At 51.5% G+C, this 21,509-nt stretch carries 23 protein-coding genes and 1 tRNA gene; 6 read left to right on the forward strand and 18 right to left on the reverse strand.

All coding sequences use genetic code 11. From position 1 onward, the window contains the following. Nucleotides 1–21 precede the first annotated feature (21 nt). From ccmI to ccmA, 9 genes are read right to left on the reverse strand one after another with little or no spacing between them, the layout of a single operon-like run. Nucleotides 22–1,233: a c-type cytochrome biogenesis protein CcmI gene (gene ccmI, locus P6287_RS13315; protein ID WP_192411451.1), complete on the reverse strand. Its 1,212-nt coding sequence runs from the start codon at nt 1,231–1,233 to the stop codon at nt 22–24. Beyond that, nucleotides 1,233–1,688 (reverse strand): cytochrome c-type biogenesis protein, encoded by a 456-nt coding sequence (locus P6287_RS13320; protein WP_101763615.1) that lies wholly within the window; start codon nt 1,686–1,688, stop codon nt 1,233–1,235. Before P6287_RS13320 ends, ccmI begins: the two co-directional genes overlap by 1 nt. After that, on the reverse strand, nt 1,685–2,242 hold the full coding sequence (locus tag P6287_RS13325; RefSeq protein WP_101763614.1) for a DsbE family thiol:disulfide interchange protein: 558 nt from the start codon (nt 2,240–2,242) through the stop codon (nt 1,685–1,687). The genes P6287_RS13320 and P6287_RS13325 overlap by 4 nt, the downstream gene beginning before the upstream one ends. After that, nucleotides 2,239–4,197, reverse strand: a complete 1,959-nt coding sequence (locus P6287_RS13330; protein ID WP_277973853.1) for a heme lyase CcmF/NrfE family subunit — start codon at nt 4,195–4,197, stop codon at nt 2,239–2,241. The genes P6287_RS13325 and P6287_RS13330 overlap by 4 nt, the downstream gene beginning before the upstream one ends. Continuing rightward, nucleotides 4,194–4,679: a cytochrome c maturation protein CcmE gene (gene ccmE / locus P6287_RS13335; RefSeq protein WP_008101293.1), complete on the reverse strand. Its 486-nt coding sequence runs from the start codon at nt 4,677–4,679 to the stop codon at nt 4,194–4,196. Before ccmE ends, P6287_RS13330 begins: the two co-directional genes overlap by 4 nt. Then, nucleotides 4,676–4,909, reverse strand: a complete 234-nt coding sequence (gene ccmD / locus P6287_RS13340; RefSeq protein WP_210081314.1) for a heme exporter protein CcmD — start codon at nt 4,907–4,909, stop codon at nt 4,676–4,678. Before ccmD ends, ccmE begins: the two co-directional genes overlap by 4 nt. Further along, complete coding sequence (locus P6287_RS13345; RefSeq protein WP_277973854.1) at nt 4,906–5,646, reverse strand: heme ABC transporter permease; 741 nt, start codon at nt 5,644–5,646, stop codon at nt 4,906–4,908. Before P6287_RS13345 ends, ccmD begins: the two co-directional genes overlap by 4 nt. Nucleotides 5,647–5,703: 57 nt before the next feature. Continuing rightward, nucleotides 5,704–6,363 carry a heme exporter protein CcmB gene (gene ccmB / locus P6287_RS13350; RefSeq protein ID WP_192411449.1) on the reverse strand — a complete coding sequence of 220 codons (660 nt, stop codon included), beginning with the start codon at nt 6,361–6,363 and terminating at the stop codon, nt 5,704–5,706. After that, the gene (gene ccmA, locus P6287_RS13355; protein ID WP_192411448.1) at nt 6,363–6,977 is read right to left on the reverse strand and encodes a cytochrome c biogenesis heme-transporting ATPase CcmA; all 615 of its coding nucleotides are present in this window, start codon (nt 6,975–6,977) and stop codon (nt 6,363–6,365) included. Before ccmA ends, ccmB begins: the two co-directional genes overlap by 1 nt. 243 nt (nt 6,978–7,220) lie before the next feature. Here ccmA and P6287_RS13360 point away from each other — a divergent pair, with 243 nt between their 5' ends. From P6287_RS13360 to P6287_RS13370, 3 genes are all read left to right on the forward strand, one after another. Next, entirely contained in the window at nt 7,221–8,135 is a 915-nt protein-coding gene (locus tag P6287_RS13360) for a formate/nitrite transporter family protein (protein ID WP_137386225.1), read from the forward strand. Between the two features lie 87 nt (nt 8,136–8,222). After that, nucleotides 8,223–8,297: transfer RNA gene (locus P6287_RS13365), tRNA-Arg, on the forward strand. 162 nt (nt 8,298–8,459) lie between these two features. Then, nucleotides 8,460–9,617: a tyrosine-type recombinase/integrase gene (locus tag P6287_RS13370; RefSeq protein ID WP_277973855.1), complete on the forward strand. Its 1,158-nt coding sequence runs from the start codon at nt 8,460–8,462 to the stop codon at nt 9,615–9,617. A 6-nt stretch (nt 9,618–9,623) separates the two neighbouring features. Here the strand turns inward: P6287_RS13370 and P6287_RS13375 are convergent, their stop codons facing one another. From P6287_RS13375 to P6287_RS13390, 4 genes are all read right to left on the reverse strand, one after another. After that, the gene (locus P6287_RS13375) at nt 9,624–9,923 is read right to left on the reverse strand and encodes a hypothetical protein (protein ID WP_277973856.1); all 300 of its coding nucleotides are present in this window, start codon (nt 9,921–9,923) and stop codon (nt 9,624–9,626) included. After that, the gene (umuC, locus tag P6287_RS13380; protein ID WP_277973857.1) at nt 9,920–11,182 is read right to left on the reverse strand and encodes a translesion error-prone DNA polymerase V subunit UmuC; all 1,263 of its coding nucleotides are present in this window, start codon (nt 11,180–11,182) and stop codon (nt 9,920–9,922) included. The genes P6287_RS13375 and umuC overlap by 4 nt, the downstream gene beginning before the upstream one ends. After that, the gene (locus P6287_RS13385; protein ID WP_192413970.1) at nt 11,182–11,421 is read right to left on the reverse strand and encodes a DNA polymerase V; all 240 of its coding nucleotides are present in this window, start codon (nt 11,419–11,421) and stop codon (nt 11,182–11,184) included. Before P6287_RS13385 ends, umuC begins: the two co-directional genes overlap by 1 nt. A 397-nt stretch (nt 11,422–11,818) precedes the next feature. Next, nucleotides 11,819–12,016: a hypothetical protein gene (locus P6287_RS13390; RefSeq protein ID WP_277973858.1), complete on the reverse strand. Its 198-nt coding sequence runs from the start codon at nt 12,014–12,016 to the stop codon at nt 11,819–11,821. A 207-nt stretch (nt 12,017–12,223) separates the two neighbouring features. Here P6287_RS13390 and P6287_RS13395 point away from each other — a divergent pair, with 207 nt between their 5' ends. From P6287_RS13395 to P6287_RS13405, 3 genes are all read left to right on the forward strand, one after another. Beyond that, nucleotides 12,224–13,372, forward strand: a complete 1,149-nt coding sequence (locus P6287_RS13395; RefSeq protein WP_277973859.1) for an acyltransferase — start codon at nt 12,224–12,226, stop codon at nt 13,370–13,372. A 123-nt stretch (nt 13,373–13,495) separates the two neighbouring features. Then, the gene (locus tag P6287_RS13400) at nt 13,496–13,831 is read left to right on the forward strand and encodes a hypothetical protein (protein ID WP_277973860.1); all 336 of its coding nucleotides are present in this window, start codon (nt 13,496–13,498) and stop codon (nt 13,829–13,831) included. A 10-nt stretch (nt 13,832–13,841) separates the two neighbouring features. After that, nucleotides 13,842–15,134 carry a hypothetical protein gene (locus tag P6287_RS13405; RefSeq protein ID WP_277973861.1) on the forward strand — a complete coding sequence of 431 codons (1,293 nt, stop codon included), beginning with the start codon at nt 13,842–13,844 and terminating at the stop codon, nt 15,132–15,134. A gap of 29 nt (nt 15,135–15,163) precedes the next feature. Here the strand turns inward: P6287_RS13405 and P6287_RS13410 are convergent, their stop codons facing one another. The 5 genes from P6287_RS13410 to P6287_RS13430 are packed head-to-tail and all read right to left on the reverse strand — an operon-like array spanning nt 15,164 to nt 21,508. Further along, a complete protein-coding gene (locus tag P6287_RS13410; protein ID WP_277973862.1) occupies nt 15,164–17,620 on the reverse strand; it encodes a tail fiber domain-containing protein in 2,457 nt (818 codons plus the stop codon). A gap of 56 nt (nt 17,621–17,676) precedes the next feature. Further along, a complete protein-coding gene (locus P6287_RS13415; RefSeq protein ID WP_277973863.1) occupies nt 17,677–20,169 on the reverse strand; it encodes a host specificity factor TipJ family phage tail protein in 2,493 nt (830 codons plus the stop codon). After that, the gene (locus P6287_RS13420; protein WP_277973864.1) at nt 20,129–20,548 is read right to left on the reverse strand and encodes an NlpC/P60 family protein; all 420 of its coding nucleotides are present in this window, start codon (nt 20,546–20,548) and stop codon (nt 20,129–20,131) included. The genes P6287_RS13415 and P6287_RS13420 overlap by 41 nt, the downstream gene beginning before the upstream one ends. Then, entirely contained in the window at nt 20,541–21,011 is a 471-nt protein-coding gene (locus tag P6287_RS13425) for a DUF1833 family protein (protein ID WP_277973865.1), read from the reverse strand. The genes P6287_RS13420 and P6287_RS13425 overlap by 8 nt, the downstream gene beginning before the upstream one ends. After that, nucleotides 21,011–21,508, reverse strand: a complete 498-nt coding sequence (locus P6287_RS13430) for a hypothetical protein (RefSeq protein ID WP_277973866.1) — start codon at nt 21,506–21,508, stop codon at nt 21,011–21,013. Before P6287_RS13430 ends, P6287_RS13425 begins: the two co-directional genes overlap by 1 nt. Nucleotide 21,509 lies beyond the last annotated feature (1 nt).

Raw genomic sequence — 21,509 nt, forward strand, 5'->3', positions numbered from 1 at the left:
GCGGATCAGTAAGGTATCGCTTCAGGGCTGCTGTTGATTAATTTCCACAGCCAGTTGCTGATGACCATCCCAGGGTGTGACCGCGCTTAAACCCAACCAGTCGCCAGACTGTGGATTGGCACTGCCATCGCGCGAAATGCGCACCCTGACTTGCACCTGATGCTGTGCCGAAAGCAGGCGATCGGGCATCATGGCATTGCTGTCATCGAGCGTGAGCGATAACGGGAAGTGGCTCAGCGGTAAACGCTTCACAGCCACAGGCACCGGTGAAACACCGTCAGACACAGAAATATACAACACTCCGCCTTGCGGTAACATTTTTTCTGCCGGCGGCGTCAAACTCACCGTCAATGCCAGGCTGCTATTTTGCTGTCCCGCGTCAGTTTTCGCTTGTTCAATGCTGCGCTCGATCATGGTGATGCGACGATCGCCTGCCGGTAACAGTTTCAACATCACCTGCCATGCACCAATCGCCTCATTGTACTGCTGCTGCTCAAAGGCATTAAACGCCAGCAGACTCAGCGTGCGCACATCGCTGTGATCGCGTTTAAGCAGCGCTTTCAGCAACACGTTGGCCTGACGGTTATCCTGCGGATCGCTGGAGCGCGTCAGCACTTCGGCATAATCCTGCTGCAGTTCGATATTGTCTGGCGCCAGCTGTAGCGCATGTTCAAATGCCTGGCTGGCATCGGTGGCATTATTCAGCACCATGCCTAAGCGGCCCAGCATCGCCCAATCGTTGAGGTTCGTTGCGTCGTGCTGCAGCGAACTGCGCAGACCCAGTTGCAGACGCGCCAACTCTTCCATGGTTAGCGGCTGAGCTTTAGTATCCATCACGCGCGCACGTAACGCAGGATACTCCTGCTGTACGCTGACAAACGCGGTTTGCTGCGTAAGTCCGCCGGTTTTCAGATACATGCCAACCGACACCACCAGCAGCACAATCACGCCCGGCAGCAACACCCAGCGACTGCTGCGATGAATGGTCGCGGCATCCTGCTGCGGCACATCGGTTAACAGCGTTTGTTGCAGTTCGCGCACCATTTCCGGGCGCTCAGCCACCACGCCCTCTTCTTCATCACGCTCCAGCTCGCGCAGGCGTTGCTGATAGAAATCGGTGTTGAGACGATCGCGATCGCCACTGCTGGCCTCGCGCTGACGCCAGCCAGCACGCAGAAACAGCGCGATAGCCGCCAGCAGTAAAATAATCAGGGTAATCCAGAATCCAGTCATTACGGCTTCCCGTCACGCTTGAGTAACGCCGCAAGGCGCTGTTGTTCACTGTCGTCGAGTTCGCTACGCGCTTTGCCGCGACGATTACGCAGAATAATGATCAGCGCGCCCAGCACCACAAACAGCGCTGGCCCCACCCACAAAATCAGCGTGGAAGGCGTTACCGGCGGCTCATACGTCACGAAATTACCGTAACGCGCCACCATGTAATCAATGATCTGCTGGCGGCTTTCGCCCTGCTTCATTAACTCGTAGACTTTGAGACGCATATCCGACGCGATCATCGCATTGGAATCGGCAATGCTGTTGTTCTGGCATTTTGGGCAACGCAGCGATGCGGTGAGATCGCGGTATTGTTCTTCCTGCTGCACCGAATCGAACTGATACGTATCAATCGCCGCCCACAGGCTGGTGCTGAGCAGAATGCCCGCTAACAGTAGAAGCAGCCGTTTCATACGCCCGCCTCCTTGTTGTATTTGTCCCACAGCGGTTTCACTTCTTCGAGCCAGACACGATCGTTCATGTCGCCTGCGTGGCGATAACGAATGATCCCTTTGCCGTCGATCAGAAAGGTTTCCGGTGCGCCGTAAACGCCGAGATCGAGACCGAGCATCCCGTTGCCGTCATACAGGCTGAGCGCATAAGGATTGCCCAGCGTGTTCAGCCAGGTCACCGCTTTGGTGCGATCGTCTTTATAGTTGAGGCCAACCACGCGAATGCCTTTTTCCGCCAGCGTGTTGAGGTATTGATGCTCCGCGCGGCAGGTTGGGCACCAGGTTGCCCAGACGTTGAGCAGAATCGGTTTGCCGTCGGTCAGCACCTGCTGATCGTAGATTTTGCCGGGCTGATCCAGCGCTTCCAGTTTGAATACGGGTACCGGTTTGCCGATCAACGCTGATTCGAGACGCGTTGGATCATCGCCGTTGGCGTTGCGCGACAGCTGCCACAGCAGCGCCGCGGCCAGCAGCAAAAACAGAACTAACGGGATAAACAGGATTTTTTTGTTCATGCCAGCTCCTCGCGCTGCTCTTTTTTGCGTGAGCGATAGCGCGGATCGAACAGGCAGAACAAGCCGCCCACCGCCATAAACACGCCGCCGTACCAGATCCAGCGCACAAACGGTTTGTAGTAAATCCGCACCGCCCACGAACCGTCATCCAGCTCTTCGCCCAGCGCCGCATACAGATCGCGGGTGAAACCGCCGCTGATCGCCGCTTCGGTCATCATGGTGCGCGCGGCTGCATAGAAGCGTTTTTCCGCCTGCATCACCGCTTCCAGCTTGCCGTTGCGCGTCACTTCAATCACCGCCACGCCGCCGCTGTAGTTCGGCCCTTGCAGGTTGCGCACGCCGTGGAAGGTAAAGTGATAATTGTGGATATCAACGGTATCACCCGCCTTCATGCGCACATCACGCTCAACGCTGTATTGGGTGCTAAAGGCGATACCAACCACGGTCACCGCCACGCCTAAATGCCCCAGCACCATGCCCCAATGGCTGCGCGATAGATGTCGTAAACCTTTGAAGAAAGAGTGGCGATGGGTGGCGCGCTCGTGCAGTTCCATCAACGTCAGCATGATCACCCAGATCGACATCAGCAGGCCAATAACCGTCATCGCCTCAATGCGATCCTGCAGCAGCCACGGCAGGGCGATCGACAGAATCAGCGTCACTAACAGGCCCACTCCAAGGCGTTTCCACAGTTTCTGTGGTTGGTCACGACGCCAGCGCACCAGCGGACCGATACCGAGCATCAGCGCGAACGGTGCCATCAGCCAGGTAAACATGGTGTTGAAGAACGGCTCGCCCACCGAGATGCTGCCGAGACCAAGCTGTTTATGCACCAGCGGCAGCAGCGTACCGAGTAATACCACCAGCATCGCGGCGATCAGCAGCACGTTATTACCCAGCAGGAAGGATTCGCGTGACCAGGCTTCGCTCTGTACGCGGCTGCGCACCTGACTACCTTTCAGCGCGTACAGCAGCAGCGAGCTGCCAATCACAATCACCAGGAAGGCGAGGATAAACATGCCGCGCGCCGGATCGGAGGCGAACGAGTGCACGGAAACCAGCACGCCGGAGCGCACGAGGAAAGTGCCAAGCAGGCTTAACGAGAACGCGGTGATCGCCAGTAACACCGTCCAGGACTTGAAGCTGCCGCGCTTTTCCGTTACCGCCAGCGAGTGCATCAGCGCGGTACCAGCCAGCCACGGCATAAAGGAGGCGTTTTCGACCGGGTCCCAGAACCACCAGCCGCCCCAGCCGAGTTCGTAATAAGCCCACGCCGAACCGAGCACGATGCCGATTGTCAGGAAGACCCACGCGGCGGTAGTCCACGGACGTGACCAGCGCGCCCATGCGGTATCCAGACGTCCGGCCATCAGCGAGGCAATAGCAAACGCAAAGGCCACCGAGAAGCCGACGTAACCCATGTACAGCAGCGGCGGATGGAAGATCAGCCCGATATCCTGCAGCATTGGGTTGAGATCGCGCCCGTCAATCGGGAAGTTTGGCAAGGTGCGGGTAAATGGATTCGAGGTGAGAATGATAAACAGCAGGAAGCCGAGATTAATCATGCCCATCACCGCCAGCACGCGTGCTAGCGCATCCTGCGGCATCCCGCGACTGAAGATCGCCACCGCCAGCGTCCAGGTGCTGAGCAGCAGCACCCACAACAGCAGTGAACCTTCGTGCGCCCCCCAGGTTGCCGCGATGCGATAATAGACCGGCAGCAAGGTGTTGGAGTTGGTGGCGACATAGCCAACGGTAAAGTCATTCACCACAAAGGCGTGCACCAACACCACAAAAGAGGCGGCGACACAGATAAACATGCCCCAGGTTAATGGGCGCGCCATCGCCATCAAACGCGCATCCTGACGCGCAGCGCCCCACAGCGGATAGACGCTCAACAGGAGCGCTAAAGCCAGCGCCAGACACAGCAGAAAGCTACCAATTTCCGGCATCATGATTGCGCACCCGACTGCTGATAGGCTGCTGCAGGTCCTGTGTGATTCTTCTTCATGGCATCTTCAATTTCGGGAGGCGTATATTTTTCATCATGTTTCGCCAGCACTTCTTTGGCGTTCACCAGATTGCCCTCTTCCAGCACGCCTTGCGCTACCACGCCCTGCCCTTCACGGAACAGGTCCGGCAGAATGCCTTCATAGGTCACACTGACCACGCCGTTGGCGTCATACAGTTTGAAAGAGACGGCGAGGGTTTTCGGATCGCGCTTTACGCTGCCCGGCATCACCATGCCGCCAATGCGCAAGCGCTGGCCTGGCTCAGGCTTCTGATGATCTTCACCTTTGCCGTTGATAATTTCACTCGGGGTATAAAACAGGTCGATGTTGGAACGCAGCGCGTACATCACCAGCGCGGTCGCCAGGCCAAGCCCGATCAACACCGCGATCGCCACATAGAGGCGATTACGACGACGGATATTCACACGGATTCTCCCGCTGCTCCACTGGCAGCTTTTTTCGATTTAGCCGCGCGAATGCGGCGCTCCCTGAACTGACGCTGGCGAATTTCCGCCAGCAAACGGCGACGGAACAGCACGGTGTGCAGCACCAGACCGAATAACGGGATCAACGTGAGGATAACGGCGAGCCAGACGTAAAAGGCATAGCCGCCCATGGCGAAGAAATCGCTCCACGATGCAAAGGCTGGCGTCATAATTTGCTTCCTCCCTGCGCCACATCAATCGCCCACGGACGATGACGCTCGGTGAATAGAATCAAATTACGCAGGCGCATTAAGGTCAGCGCACCAAACACCAGCAGGTAACCGAGAATGGACCAGCGCAGCGGTGTGCGCATGCTTGGATCGATAGCCTGCTGCAGAATGCCTGATGAGCCCTGATGCAGCGTGTTCCACCATTGCACCGAGAAGTGAATGATCGGCAGATTAACCACGCCAACCAGAATCAAAATGCCGGCGGCGCGCCCGGCGGTGCGGCGGTCTTCAAAGGAGTGATACAGCGCGATAACGCCCATATAGAGGAACAGCAGCACCAGCTCAGATGTCAGGCGTGCATCCCAGATCCACCAGGTTCCCCACATCGGTTTACCCCAAGCGGAACCGGTAATCAGCGCGATAAAGGTGAACACCGCGCCAATCGGCGCCATCGCCGCTGAGACCAGATCGGCCATCTTCATCTGCCACACCAGGCCGATAAATGCCGCAATAGCCATTGATGCATACACGCCCATCGACCACATCGCTGCAGGCACATGAATGTACATAATCCGGAAGCTGTTGCCCTGCTGATAATCCGCCGGTGCAAAGCCGAATCCCCAGACCCAACCGAGTAACAGCGTGCCAACACCCAGCACCGCGAACCACGGAATAAAGCGACCGCATAGCTGGTAAAGCCGCTCAGGCTTTGCCCACTGGTGTAACCATTTCCACATTTTGCATAGCTCACAATAAAGAGAATTCAGGTTTCGACCGCTCTGGGGCGGCACGAATTAATGCAGACTAATACGCAAGGCCGCTGCCGTCGCGAACGGCGACAGCGTTGCGCTTACCGCCAGCATCGCGCCAAGAATCGCCAGATAACCCCCGATCGGCAATCCCATTGCGGCGGCATCAATCGCCGCGCTGGCGAATATCAAAACCGGTATCGACAACGGCAATACCAGCAAACTCAGTAATACGCCGCCGCGCCGCAACCCAACGGTTAATCCGGTCCCAATCGCGCCGAGAAAACTCAGCGTTGGCGTGCCAAGTAATAACGTCAATGCCATCGCGCGCCAGCCGGCAAAATCTAGCGACAGCAACAATGCTGCCAGCGGCGACAATAAAATCAGCGGTAGCCCGGTAATCAGCCAGTGCGCAATCACTTTGCCCAGCACCGTGATCGGCAGCGGCGTCGGCAACAGAAGTAGTTGCTCAAGCGAACCATCAAGAAAATCGTCACGAAACAGCCGTTCCAGCGCCAGCAATGAGGCGAGTAACGCGGCAACCCACGCCACGCCCGGCGCAATCCGCGCCAGCTGCTGTGGCTCCGGTCCGATACCTAACGGAAACAGCGTGATAACAATCAGGAAAAACCACAGCGGATTGATCACTTCCCCGCCGCTACGAAAGGCGATTTTTAATTCACGCTGAATGACCCGGCCTAACATCAAGCCCACTCCGAAGTAAGACGAATTTTACGCACGCGCGCGCTGTGATCGGGCAGATCCTGATGCGTGGTCAGAATCACCGCTCCGCCGTTATCGGCATGGCTGACGAATCGCGCCATTAATTTTTCCACACCGCCTTTATCGATGGCGGTTAAGGGTTCATCGAGGATCCATATCGACGCTGGGCTAAGCCATAAGCGTGCTAATGCCACGCGCCGCTGCTGTCCGGCGGAGAGTTGTGCCACCGGCACCTCTTCAAAACCCAGCAGATCGACCTGCTCGAGCGCAGCAAAAATCGCGTCTTCTTTGCTGCTACCGTGCCAGAAATGCAGGTTCTCCAGCGGTGAGAGTACCGATTTCACGCCGGGGTGATGGCCAAGATAGAGCAGATTTTGTTGCCATACTTCGCGCTGTTGACGAAGGGGCTGTGACTGCCACGTTACGTCGCCCTCTTCCGCCCGGCTTAATCCGGCCAGCAGGCGCAACAGCGAAGTTTTCCCGGCTCCGTTTGGCCCTTCAATTTGCACAATGTCACCCGGTTGCACGCGGAAGCTCAACCCATGAAACAAGGTTCGCTCATCACGAACGCATGAGAGATTAATGACTTCGAGCATAGAAGGGAGAATCGCGGCAATGAATGAGGCGGGGATAATACCACATTGAATCTGTGGGCCGAAGTCTGTGAGCTGGCTCCCACTTACCCCAAATGGGGTATTCGTGCGCCCCAGATCAACAAATTGCTCAAAAATCCAACTCAGTTAAAATTTCGTTACTCTTAATTTGAATCTTCGTAACAAATCGACCTTGCAAAAACCAGCTACGCTTATGACGCAATGGCATTATCACCTGAGGAAAACATGAAACAATCACCATCGATTTCAAACAGTGACAACGATGTAGAGAGTGATGAGAAGGAGCAAGGTAAGGAGATAGAAGTCGATGAAGATGCCCTGCCCTCGCAGGCTGCGGCGATTCATGAAGAGATACGCCAGGATGGGGAAAAAGAGCTCGAGCGTGACGGCATGGCGCTGCTCTGGTCCGCGGTTGCGGCGGGACTGTCAATGAGCGCTTCGCTGATGGCGAAAGGCATTTTTCAGGTCCATCTTAAAGGCGTGCCGGGCGCATTTTTACTGGAAAATTTGGGTTATACCTTTGGCTTTGTCATCGTGATTATGGCGCGCCAGCAACTGTTTACCGAGAATACCGTTACCGCCGTTTTGCCGGTGATGCACAAACCGACCGGCAGCAACTTTGCGCTGCTGTTACGGCTCTGGTGCGTGGTGCTGCTCGGCAATCTGATTGGCACTGCATTGGGGGCGCTGGCCTTTAATCATATGCCAATATTCGACGATGCGACGCGTCAGGCCTTTACCGCCATCAGTGAAAAAGTGATGGTGAACTCACCAAGCGAAATGTTCGCTAATGCGGTGATATCAGGCTGGATTATCGCCACCATGGTGTGGATGTTCCCGTATGCGGGTGGCGCAAAGATTGTAGTGATTGTGATGATGACCTGGCTGGTGGCGTTAGGTGATTTAGCGCATATCGTGGTCGGTTCGGTCGAGGTGCTATATCTGGTGTTTGCGGGCACGCTGCCGTGGTACGAATTCTTTTGGCCATTTGCCTTGCCTACGCTGCTTGGCAACATCACGGGCGGTACGCTGATATTTGCGTTGATCAGCCATGCGCAGATTCGTAACGACATGAGTGAAGCGGCGAAAGCCAAAGCGCGTGCGGAACAGAAGCGGAAAGAGAAGCAAAAACAGGCGTAAGCCTGGTCTTAAATTGCTGATAGATTGAGCAAACAACCGCTACATAGTTAAAATCAGGTTCGCGGTGCGCTATACTGCGCGCCCGGCGTCTCCTTAGTTAAATGGATATAACGAGCCCCTCCTAAGGGCTAGTTGCAGGTTCGATTCCTGCAGGGGACACCATATAGCAGTTCGCACCCATCCTTCTCCGTTCGCTAAAACCCCATTGCACCAAGCACTCACCCAAATTACCGTTCGCAATCGTTCGCCATAGTTCGTTGACAGCCAGACTATTGGCTGGGTAAATTCTGGGTAAATCAATTTTACCCACCCGGATTTTACCCAATGCTCACGATAAAGCAGATTGACGCTGCAAAACCCAAAGAGAAGCCCTACAGGGTTGCAGATGGAAATGGACTATTCCTCTATGTGCCCGCATCCGGAAAGAAGGTCTGGCAGGTGCGCTACCAGTTCGAAGGAAAAGAGAAGGTGCACACGATCGGGAAATATCCGGAGATTGGACCGGCGGATGCCCGAAGTATGGCTTTTGAGCTAAAACGCGATTTGGCTGTCGGCCTGAATCCGGCCGTGAAGAAAAAACAGAAGGGAAAGGAACCGGACTCGTTTGGTTCAATTTTCGAGGAGTGGTACAAGCATAAGAAGCAGGTTTGGTCTGAAAAGTACGCCAGTGAACTCAGGCGCATGTTTGATGATGACATCCTTCCTTATATTGGCAAGCTGCAGATGGATGACATTGAGCCGATGGCTCTGCTGAAGGTGTTGCGCAGGTTTGAGGATCGGGGCGCGATGGAGCGAGCCAACAAAGCGCGGCGCCGCTGCGGTGAAGTGTTTCGCTATGCAGTCGTTACCGGACGTTGCAAATACAATCCGGCGCCAGACCTTGCTGATGCAATGAAAGGATATCGCAAACAGAACTATCCGTTCCTGCCGGCCGACCAGATACCAGCGTTTAACGCAGCGCTCGCCACTTATTCAGGAAGCGTCATTTCCCGCGTTGCTACTCAAATCCTTCAGTACACCGCCCTGCGCACTAAAGAGATGCGTAGTATGCAATGGACAGACGTCGATTTCGAAAACGACCTGATTACGATCGCCGCTGACGTCATGAAAAATCGCAAGCAGCACGTGGTGCCGATGTCACGTCAGGTAAAGGCGTTGCTGAAGTTTCTGCACCCAATCACCTCCACATCTGCATTCGTATTCCCCGGTCGTAATGACAAATCAAAATCAATCAGTGACGCGGCCGTGCTGCTGGTAATTCGCCAGATCGGCTATGAGGGGCTTGCCAGTGGGCATGGTTTCCGGCACCAGTTCAGCACGATTCTGAACGAGCACGGCTGGCCGCATGATGCGATAGAGCGCCAGCTGGCTCACGTCGATCGCAATAACATCCGAGGAATCTATAACCACGCGCAGTACCTGGAAAAGCGCAGAGAGATGATGCAGTGGTGGGCGGATTATCTGGAAGGAAATGGGGCGTAATGCCCCTCAAATTGTCGGCCTGTCATCCTCGTGCATGGTCGTGATTTCATGCGTCACCACTCCCACCACCGCGATATCTTCCAGCAGGTCATCCATCAGGAATGCGCCATCGTCAGTAATCAGGCGCCGCGGATGAATCATGATCATCGCCCACTCATACATGCCTGACATATCAATCAGCACCGTGTCACCGTTTACCGGGTAACGCTGCTTATCGATTATGCACCTGCGGCCGTTAAGCTCCACCATGCTGGAAGTGTCACGCGTAGACAGGATGTGCTGCAGCGGCTGAAGCAGAAACTTCACTTCGCTACTGGCAGGTCCGACAGTCTGGTTGTGTATGCCGGCGACAACATTTCGCGCTTCATCTCCCAGGATTTCTGGATACCCTGTCCTGCAAACCATAATTTCCCCTTCCCGCTCTGGTTGAGACCATCAACAACACGCATCAGAGATTCGCTGTTGGCCTGTGGTTTGAATTCGTCAAAGAGATTGAGCTGCGAGACGCCCTGGCTGTAGAAGTCGCCCAGCATCACGCCTGCTTTCATATACCGGCACCCGTCGCGCCATATGTGGTCCAGACCCTGCATGGCAACCCGTATTATTTCTCGCGTATCATTCGTTGGAGTCAGGAGTCTGCCCATGGCTTGGTTTCCATAGAAAACTTCACCTTCAGCATGAGGGCTTGTTCGGACGAACACAGCTACCTGACCGCAATACTGGCGTTCTCGCCTTAGCTTCTCAGCCGCGCGCTCAGCATAAGAGCAAACAGCCTGCCTCATGTCCTCGTATTCAGTGATGCGCGACCCAAATGAACGTGAGCAGACAATTTGCTGCTTAGTCGGCGCGAACTCTTCCAGCTCAAGGCATGGCTCGCCGCGCAGCTCACGGATGGTTCTTTCCATTACGACAGTGAAGTTATCGCGCATCAGCTTGATGGGGCTGTTCGCTAAATCCAGGGCTGTGTTAACGCCCATGATTTTTAGCCGTTTAGCGATTCTCCTTCCTACGCCCCATACATCCTCTACGTCAATCAGCGCCATAAGCTTGCGCTGGCGCTCAACGTCCGACAGGTCAAGTACGCCGCCGGTCTTCGTCCACTTTTTAGCAGCGTGGTTAGCCAGCTTCGCCAGCGTCTTTGTCTGCGCAATGCCAACGCCAACAGTGAGGTGCGCCTCCTGCTTTATTCGCGCTCTCACCTTTCGTCCGAGTTCATCGAATGACTGCAGTCTGTCCAGTCCGGTTACGTCCATGAACGCCTCATCGATCGAATAGACCTCAACCGACGGCGCCATATCTTCGAGTATGGTCATGACCCGGTTGCTCATGTCTGCATAAAGCGCGTAATTGCTGCTGAATACGTGAATCTTGTGCCGGCGGATTTCGTCCTTCAGCTTGAAGTAAGGCGCACCCATAGGGATTTTCAGCTCTTTCACTTCGGCGCTGCGGGCGATTACGCAACCGTCGTTGTTGCTGAGCACCAGAACCGGCTTGCCGCGCAAATCAGGCCTGAAAACCGTCTCGCAGCTGGCGTAAAACGAGTTCACGTCAACGAGCGCAAACATCACATGCCGCCGTTTGGATTGAAAACCTGAAACACGCGCTCATCACCTTCCGATGTTGAGATATCCCGGAATACTGACTTGTGAGCCTCGATCCAGTTATTCGCTTGTCGTGGCGTGTAATGCCAGTTTAGGCGCTCAAGTTCACTGACAAAGTCGAGTGTGCTTACGGTGTAGCGGCCAGCGGCATCGCGTTTGATTGCGAACCTGAAGGCGTCTTTTATTTCGTAGTCGCGGGGCATGGTCATCTCCCTCCCTGATAGATACTGTATATAAATACAGTAATATCGATCGGTAGGATCGATCAAGTCGCTGCGCTTGGGTAATTTGTAAAGCCATTGGTGGGTAAAGAAATTTAGTTTTTTAAATGGTGGCGTTTTGACTTAAGCGATTAGAAATCTACGCTTAATTAGCAACATATCGTTGCCTTGACGGGGAAAGGAAATGATGAAGAGCTTCTTAGGTGGGATGATCATAATTACAAGTCTAATGACATTAGCTGGTTGCCAGCATGAAAGCCCTGCTGTAGGCCCGGATGGCAGACCGCACGCGCCAAGTGGAGAGTCAGTACCAGGCGGACCATTAGGTAAAGGACCGGTTGGCCAGCCTCAGGCATGATTGAAAGTCAGCAGGCACAATTCAGTGCTTGCTGACTCCAAAGAGATACATCGCTAACTCAGCCACGCAGCTCCCGTCCTCATCTTCAAACATTGCCGCCATGTACCCGACCAGGGATTCATTAGTGATCGGGATTCCCTCATCAAGCATGTTAATCACCGCCTGCCCCATGACGTTACGCACAGCATCCATCGCAAGGTCGCAAACTTCAATATCCATGCATCCTCCTGTTGTGGAGTCTTCAGGGTACGCCTGCAGCTGAGTGTTGGTATAAGAAACGGCTCAAAGACCTTTACGGCAAAGGTAGTTGCTTTTTACAGAGAATTAAAAAACTACTTCGAGGATTGCACATCAAGCGCATGATTCAATTGATAAGTATCTGTTAACTTGTAGACTGTGCGCATAAATTTTTTAAGGATTATCTCAATGGTAACGAGTTCCGGAAAGAACACAGACATTGAAGCGCTGCGCTCTATTGCAATCATATTCGTGATGATCGCCCATTCTCGTAAGCTGCTGCCTGATTATGTACCAGGTGTTGGCTTCATGGGGATGCTGCAGGACTACTTCGGATGGTGGACAGGTGTTGACCTGTTCTTTTGCATTTCTGGTTTCATCATCACCAGTAATTTGTTGAAGTATAAAATCGAGAAAAAAGATGCTGCTGGGTTTGTGAGTTTTGCATTGCCTTTTTGGGTTAAGCGAATGTTCAGGCTGTGGCCAGCAGCATGGTTTTGGCTGACATTTGTCACCGTCGCCTCAATATTCCTTAATAAGAGCGGAATTTTCGCTGACCCGATACGTAATTTGATGTATCAGGTTTACGCCATGCTTAATGTCGCCAATGCTTATGGAAATGTTTGCTTTAATACATTTCAGGTTACAGGCGGAGACAGGATATGTGGTTCCAATCTGGTTTACTGGAGCCTGGCACTTGAAGAGCAGTTTTATTTAATTTTCCCGTTTATATTTTTCTTCCTTGGAAAAAAGAAAACACTTATTACAGTTCTTTTGATTGCTGCCATACAAATACCACTGAACAGAGGTGGCTCATGGCTTGGATTTATACGAACCGATGCAATTTCTCTTGGTGTAGCTTTAGCGATATTCTCTTCAAGCGTCCTGTACGAAAAGTTTAATCCAGCGTTCTTGCGTAACAGAGCATTTGCATTTGCAACGTTCTGGCTTTTCACTGCCTTCCTTGCACTTCTTGGCTCGTCTAAAACCGTACCCGTCGGATTCTCAACCGGCCTGATCGCAATTGTTTCTGCGATTATGGTATGGATGGCAAGCTTCAATCATGACTATTTCACGGGTAGTCGTTTAACAAAATCAATATCAATGTGGATTGGTGCCAGAGCTTATTCTCTTTACCTTGCCCATATCCCTTCGTACTTTCTTATTGTTGAGCTGGCTCATAGGTATAACATTCACCATGACAACTACTTTGCCAACAAGGGATATATAATGCTTCCAGTTGGAATTGCAACGGCTGTATTCATGGCAGAAATGACGCACAGATTTATTGAAGAACCAATGCGCAGAATTGGAAGAGAAAAGGCAAAATTCATATGAAAAATATAATCAGGCTAATAGCACTTTATTGCTTATACAACATGCTAGTGCTTAAATCATATGCATGGGAAAATAAATCCTTCTTTTACTTAGAAGTACTTGCCATTGCTCTATGGATCGTAAGTGAGTTTGAGTGGTATCGAAAAGAGAAGAAAGGAAAAGAAAATGATTCATGACAGACGCGATGTATTTTCATTCAACAACATATCAATAGGCTCAATAACAAAGTTGCTATTGATAGGTTTCGTTATTTCTTTATCTATGCTTCTATTGTTTTTGATTTCACAAAACATGGAAGAATTAAAGCAATGGAATGATTACTCTATAAAAGAAAAATGTTACATTTCTCAACCGGATAATGAGGCGCGTAGCCTCGAAATAGATGGTGGGCGTTTAGCCACCAACCCTAAGCCTAAGGAGTGGTCCTGCAGTAACGGACTGAAGTTTACACGATACTAATGGAGTAAAAGTGAAGAGAATTTTTGCATCTTTGATTGCCTCTGCGGCAATGGCGCTGTCTCTATCAGCGCACGCGCTCGATTACCAGGAAACCATTCTTGGTAAAACCACTACGATCAACGCCGCCAATTATGGTGAGCTTTCTGAAGCCATTAACGAAGCCAACAAGAACGGCGGTGTAATTGTTCTGGCTCCTGACGTTCCGCGCGGCGCGATGCCTGTGAAGCCAAACGACAATACCCGAATTGTAGATCAGCGCTACAACGGCGGCATTGATATTGTCCGTGGTAATCACCCTCGTCTCGAGGGTCAGTGGCCGCAGTATAGTAATCTTGGTGTTGGCTTAGGGAAAAACTTCGTTATTTCTGATGTAGTTCCATACGATGCGAAAGTGGAGTCATGGAAAGGCGAGCCAATGAACCCGCATGCTGACAACCCAAACAGGCATCAGGATTCACACGAGTATTCCAACTCACATAACCACTATCAAAACTTCCTTAGTGAGGTTTGGACGTTCTCCCCTACAGTTAATGGTGTGTCAATCTGGGGTGATAGCGGCGCGTTTTACCCCGGAGCAAAAACATGGGGCGGGTTCCTGTCAGCACGCTCATGGCCGGTGCATTGGGAAAAATACGTTCCAGAAGGCACTCCTTCATTCGAAGATAAAGATTTCGACGCACAGTTGGTTGGCTTAGAAATTGACGTGCTGAATGGCGGCCTTCCTAATGGACAGGTTTCCGAGAAAATTGGACGCCCTCTGTCCAAGTCTGGTTTGCAGATCGTCGGCTTCGGCAACACTAACACTGCAGCAATCGAACTGCGATCTGAAGATTCAGACGATATGTCGAAAAAGCCAGGTGAGCGTAAAGGCACTTGGCATTACGGAATCATTGCATACAATTCGCTTAACCCAGATTCAACCTTAATTTACTCAGCTACTCCAGCAGGTAAAACAGGTTTGGATTTCGAGCAGACTCATTACTCAGACAGTGCTATCAAAATTAATTCTGAAGGCCCTAAAACGGGCATCAGTTTCACTCATTATGATGGTGGTCAGATTTACTCTAAAGGCCGCGAGTTGTTCATTCAGCCGGGTCAGGAGGGTCTCACAATTGCCGCGCCAAATGGCGAGCCTGTGTGGCGATTTGGTGTAGGTGGAAGCGTATGGTTTAAAGGCTTCAACCTTATGAAGGTAGGCATTCCAGTGGGTGTGATTCTGCTGATTGTCTTCGTATTTATGCTGATTCAAATTCTCTCACTGCGCAAGCAGGTGGCAGAGATTAAGCGTATCGTTAAGCGCTAAAAACATGAGGGGGCTTTCGCCCCCTTTTGTTACTTTTGGTCTAATGCGTCAAGTCGCTCGGCCAACTCATTTATAGCTTTCACAACCGGAGCAATGAACTGCTCATATCGCAATCCTAGAGTGCCATCTTCGCCTTCGACATATCCTCCAAAGTCCTTCACGCCAAGCTTATCCAGTAATGCCTTCACCTCCTGAGAAATAAAGCCAAAATGTGTGCGCTTGCCAGCAACCGACGTAATTTTTTGCGTCATCTTTGGAACCTTTACTATTTCCATGCGGGGCTGACTGATGGTTTCCAGGTAATTGCCACTTTCATCCACGACGTCTATTGAATCAAATACAGGACGCTCAACCTGCTTAGTGACATATGAACGAACGTATTTTTTTACGCCATCAATTTCCACAAGCTCTTGGACCATTTCCGTAGAATCGGTAATTTCTGTGACCTGCCGCTCGACTTCCTCGTAACCGTCTTCAACCTCTTCAACAATGTTACCGCCACTGATAAACCGGTATGACACTGGTCGCAGCCCTTTAATGAATTCGAGCCCCAGCTCTGAATCAACCACATTAGTTTTCAGGTTACCGTCAGACGTTTGAATTGCTCCATTCGCCGCCCAAACCTGAGATGCCCTCGCTCCAGATGCACCAATGGTGTAGGCATTATCGACATTGAAAACAATTGCCGCGTTTGGCCGTATGACGCTGTTGAACTGGATAAATCCTGAACCTTTAGCAACCATCACTGTGTTGATATTAGTGTCTGGACCTACAGCTGATAGAGAGGCTGGGTTGCCAGCTGTGCCGCCATCAAATCTAAATCGGTTAACATCTCCGGTGGAAAAATTTCGGTAACCAAACTCTGCTGCGGATCTCCCGTAGCCACCTCCAACAGTGGTTACACCATTCGTACCGTCAACGGTGATTTGCCTGCGGGCGGTTCCGTCAGAGTCATAACCACTGCCAATATAAAGGGGATATTGATCTGTGCTGCCTGATGCTGCATGGAAATGATAGAAACCGCGAGCAGAGGCAATGATGGATACATTTTCCTCAAACCCAGCACCAGACAAGCGATGGACGCGTAAGGCTGAGACAAGGTTATCAACGCTACCCCACCAGTAATAATCAACGTTGCTCGCGGTGCCAGCTGAAGCTGATAGCGTTGCTGACCAGGAGTCTGTATAAGCGGCTTGCGTGGTTGTTACGCCATTAACAACGAAAGTGGTTACGATGTTGTTGAGTGGAATAAATGGGTCTCCGGATATTCTTGTGATGGCAGTACCGCTGACATTGCACTTACCGCGCCCCCAGATATAACAACAGATATAAGTCATTGTTGCCGATGAAGAGAAGCTGACAGCGGTGCCGTTCAGGTTCGTTACGGTAAATGTATTATTCCCCACACTTGCTACGGTATAGCCAGCATCCTTTAGCCAGACTGTTTTACCTACTTCAGCTGAAGTTAGGCCCGCACCGCCGATAATAGTTACCTGATTAGTGCCTGCAACAGTCGTGCATTTACCTGCTCGAGAAGACGGTTGAATAGCCAATTCTACCGGGCTGGGGTACTTGCTAGGCTGCATAGTCAGCCAGCTTGAATACCCATCAATGAATGGAACAATTCCATCAGTGCCATGGATTGGATCCGCCCCACCAATCTGGAACCCCGTCACGTTACCGGCGTTACCACCGTACCTGAACATGGTGCCATATTGAGGATTGCCATCTCCGCCACGCACACCATTACTGGCAACGCTCACCGAACCAGTTGAACCATCATAGCGGTGGATTACAGCACGTCGCAGATAGCCGGAGCCGGAAAAGGTCACAGGCTCTTCGAAGATGAAGTGGCGACCGTAACAATCCACATCTGTACTGAGCAAATAATTTCCTGCTGGAACAAGAATTTGCCTACCCTTTGGAACCAATGTATTTGCAGCATTAAACGCAGCCGCCGCATTGGTTGTGCCGTTATAGGTATCACCTAGAAAATCAAGAATGCTTGAGAATTGCGCATTAAAATTATGCTGAGTTCTAGCCACGGACCCTGCATAAGGCTGCTTGACAGTAATTAATGCGTCACCTTCGTTTATCCCCTCTCCTGCCAATGCGCCGATACCAACTGCAATCCATTTACCAGAACCAATTCCCCCCGCTGAAGAAGGAGTCGAGTTGGCAGGAACATTCTTCGGGAACACCCCATCCCAGCGATAATATTCACCGTCAGTTGTATCTTTAAGAATCTGATTAGGCAGTGTTAGATTTGCACCAGCTTGGAATGTGCCTACAGGCACCCAACCATAAGCTGAAATTGCTTGCTGGGCCCACATTTTTAGACCCTCTATGGTGTAGTGGCTTATACCAAAGCGGTCTATATATTGTTGTTCAAGCGAAGTAACAAACTCGTCAATTTTACCTGCGTTGAATTTTAGGTCGCGAGGTGATTCACTAGGTACAGCATTATTAGTAGGTTGCGTAGCCATATTTTTCCCATAAAAAAAGCCAGCTCTGTGGCTGGCCTGTGTTGGATTGGTTGCTGTCAGGGGTAAATCAGGTCGCTATACTCTGCGAGGGTTAATGCGGTAGTGCCATCGCTGTTAGGCTGCTTCTCGCTGATGATCCACTGAGTCGCATTGAGCTCTTCAGTTGTGGCGATGACGTATCTCGATGGAGACTGAACGTCATAGCCGTCGAAGATGTTTAACGCCATGTCAGGAATCGCAGCAGTAAACCCAAACGCGGTATCGGTGCGCGGCGTGGCGGCATATCTGGCAGAACTGTTGCCCAGCGAATCGGTGATGACCACAAACATCGATCCAGCGAAGTTGATGCGTTCGCTGGTTTCGAACGTATTGCCACTGCGGGAAACGATATAACCAGCCTGCTGGTTGGTGTCGTAGGTGTCTGGCACCTGAACCATATCGCCTACGTTCACCCACTCTCCATCTGCCAGCGCGGTAATTGCCATGCTCATACGCGAATAAAGCAACCGGCGGCATTCCTTCTGAGCACGATAATCAGCCTGGAAAGCGTTGCGGATATACATCATCTCGAACTTCTTAGCTTTAGCGGGCTGGCCCAGCACTATCTGGTTGTTAGCTACCCGGTAACGCACAAAGGCCTGCTTATTGGTGTTGGGGTCTCGATACTGAACCTCAACGCCATCGTAATCACCGGGCAGCGTCATTTCATAGCTGAGTGAATATCCTGACTGAACTGTGTTGGACCTATTAAAAACCGTCACAGGCCTGTCGCGCTTTTCATCCTGAGTGAATGACAATACGCCGTCGTCCCAGAAAACACTCACTCCGGCCGCATCGCATATCGTCTCCATGCGAGAACCCAGTGATACATCCTCATCATCGAATGTGTAATCGCAGTAACCGAGGCGAACATCTTTTGCATCTAACTTGGCCTGAATCTGGTAAAGGCCGTAAATGTCGATGCTGCTTTCCGCCTGCCCGCCAACTACCAGCCAGTTAAACAAGGCGATATCAGAGAATTTTCGAGAGGGCCGCAGAGCGTAATCAACTGCTTGTGTCGTAGCGTTGTAGCTGATGACATATCGATTAATCAGCGCGTTGTATTTCCTCTCTCTTTCGCTTGTAGCGTTCTCCGTTCCCTTAACTGTCACTCGCACAATACAGTCGTTTTGATAGACCACATTTGATCTGATGTTCACAGAGTGAATGGCCTCGACTGTCAGCTTGTTGCCGGAATTAGAGTTATTCGTGCGGTAAAACGAGACTGCATACCTTCCGGCGCCAGCGGCCGGCGTTAGCTTGTATGTGTTGTAATAAGTTTTTGTGGTGACGTTGTAGGGGTTGTCAACGCTATAGGTGAAAGACTGCTCCGTTCCCGGGATCTGATTATTATCGTCGTCCACCTTCCATATTTTCGTTACCCAATCTGTCGTACCATCGGTTGGACCGAGCTGGGAAACCATGTGTACCCATAGCTGCGATGATGCCACAGCAGAAAAGTAAGGCCCTGAAACGAGCCCCTCGTTATCGTTCAGAATGAACTTCACAAGGTTAATCGTAGCATTTGCTGGCACGATACCGGCGTCAGCACCTGACAGCGATCCAATCACAAATGTGTAGTAATAGATTGGAGCCGTAACCGACCCGTTGTCGCTCTGAGTTGCGCTAATCAGCGTACCGCTGAATGTTGCATCGCGCGTTACTGAGCCACTTCCTGAGTTGTATGTGACGTTGACTGTAAAAGTCACGGCATGGGGTTTCGGCAAATCGAAGAAGTATGCAAATGAAGACTGTCTTGTAATCTTAATTCTTGCCTGATTATTGATGAATCCAGCTTCAATCAGGCTTGTTGAGGTGGCAGTTTCAACGACAACACCATCATTCTCGTTGGCACCCAGAACTTCCTGCCCGTCTATTCCGTCAAAAGCAAATCCGACATTAACCGATCCGATATTCTCGCCAGGCTGGAAAACTGTATAACTTGCGCCGGCAAGTGACGAAAGGTTTGACTCCGAATACCTGATACTGCTTACGTCATATTTTCCAAGGCCGAAGTTCATCCATTCAGTGATGTATTTGTCATTGTTCGAATACTCAAATAACGACTCCTGAATAAGGTCCGGGAATGAGCGAATAAGCCCAAAGCTATCTGGCTTGGCCTCGCCGTTGCGGGCAATGTTCGTTTGCCCTTTCACACTGTTGTTTGGTGAGGTCTTACTGTTTCCAGCCGCGGCGCTGGCGTTTGGCTGCTTGATCAGCCCACTCATTACTTTCTGGGTAAACTTGATGGGGTTGAAGTGCTCCAGAGGGTTAAGCAGCGTTCCTACCAGGCCGCCGCTTTTAGGCTGGTCAAATATGATAATCTTGTCGTTCTCATTGAGCGCAAAACCGACCTCATCATCATCATGCAGCTCACGTCCATTGACGTTCACGCGCATTTCAGCATGCAAGTTTGATTCGCCCAGCCATTCACTCAGTAGTGTCCCCGCAGGAACTTCTACGCGTTCTTTAGGCAGCCCCGGAATGCGCTGGATCTTGATTACTGGCATACGAATAAAACTCCACTTTGGTAAACAGCTTCTGGATAGTGCGCATGTGATCAGAACGGACGTGGCCGCTCTCTCCACGGCTATGCAGTGCCATCCCATCAATCACTAACCCAACGTGAACCGGTTGTGCTCCGTAGAAGGCAACAAACATATCGCCGTCACAGAAGGTTTCACCTTTGCGCCAGTAAACGATCTCGTTAAAAAAGCAGGTGGCAAAATCGCTGTCTGCTTCATATCCAGGCACATCATGCAGCTCAATTCCAAGCACGTGACGGTAATACAGCACAATCAATCCCCAACAATCGGCCCCTTCAAAATTACAGGCGCGATTGCGCCAGGGAATCCCCTCAACCTTTTCAAGAAATTCATCTTTAAGCATTTTGTAATCCGGGGAATTCTTCGATCGTATAGAGGCGGCCAACATTGTTGTTAACCGGATTCTTCAGGGTCAATGTACAGGTAACGTCAGTGTCATCCATTGACACATCAGACACGTACAGGGTCCACGGCTTGAGTGGCGTGTTCATATCTCGCGCATCGAATTGCTGGTAAGTTGCAGATATAGGCGTCAGACGCGCGTATGCTTTCCACGCTTTCAGCTTTTGCTTGAAGTCCTGCGCTAGTCTCCCGAACTTGACGGAGCAGTCGATAACCGGCGTGCTGCTCTGCTGGCTCTCAATAACTTCCATTCGGCATGGCTGATAAACCTGTCCGGCGAATGTTTTTGGGAATATCTGGCGATTTACCAGACGAACCGAACCAAACACCGGACTATTGAAAGTTAGCGTGTCGAAAAGGATTTGATTTGGCCGCTGGCTTTTAACTTCTCTAAATGTCGGCATTACGGCACCCTCGGCAATGATTCAGGATCTCGATTATCCGGATAGCCAGTCACCACAATATCCAGCCAACTAGCCCAAGGCGGCGGCAATTCAATAAGAATGTCGTCAAAGTCATCATCGGAGTTTTTAAGCTCACGCGCGATGACCGTGCCAGCCCAGGTGAACGTCGAACCGCTCTGGTTCCACGTCGGATAAGCTGTAAAGTGAAGCTCCTGCATTTCCAGCCCTGTGTCACCCGTACCGGTTGAAAGCCTCATGCTGAACCATTGATTGGCGTTATCCAGATAGTTAGGACTTCGCAACCACTGATAAAAGGCACGATGCTGGGCGGCGGTAAAAATCCAGGTAAGGTTGAATGAAGCTTTCAGGTCATCAGTGAGTTTTTGAAATATTGGGGCACCGACCTGTGGCTGATCGGTGCGAAACCCCGTGTCGTTGGTGACGTTTTTATTCGACTTCTGAGCGAGAGGAAGCCAGTCAGGATAGGGAATTGCCATG

Source organism: Pantoea sp. X85, from assembly GCF_029623675.1.
GTDB classification, from domain to species: Bacteria; Pseudomonadota; Gammaproteobacteria; order Enterobacterales; family Enterobacteriaceae; genus Pantoea; species Pantoea leporis.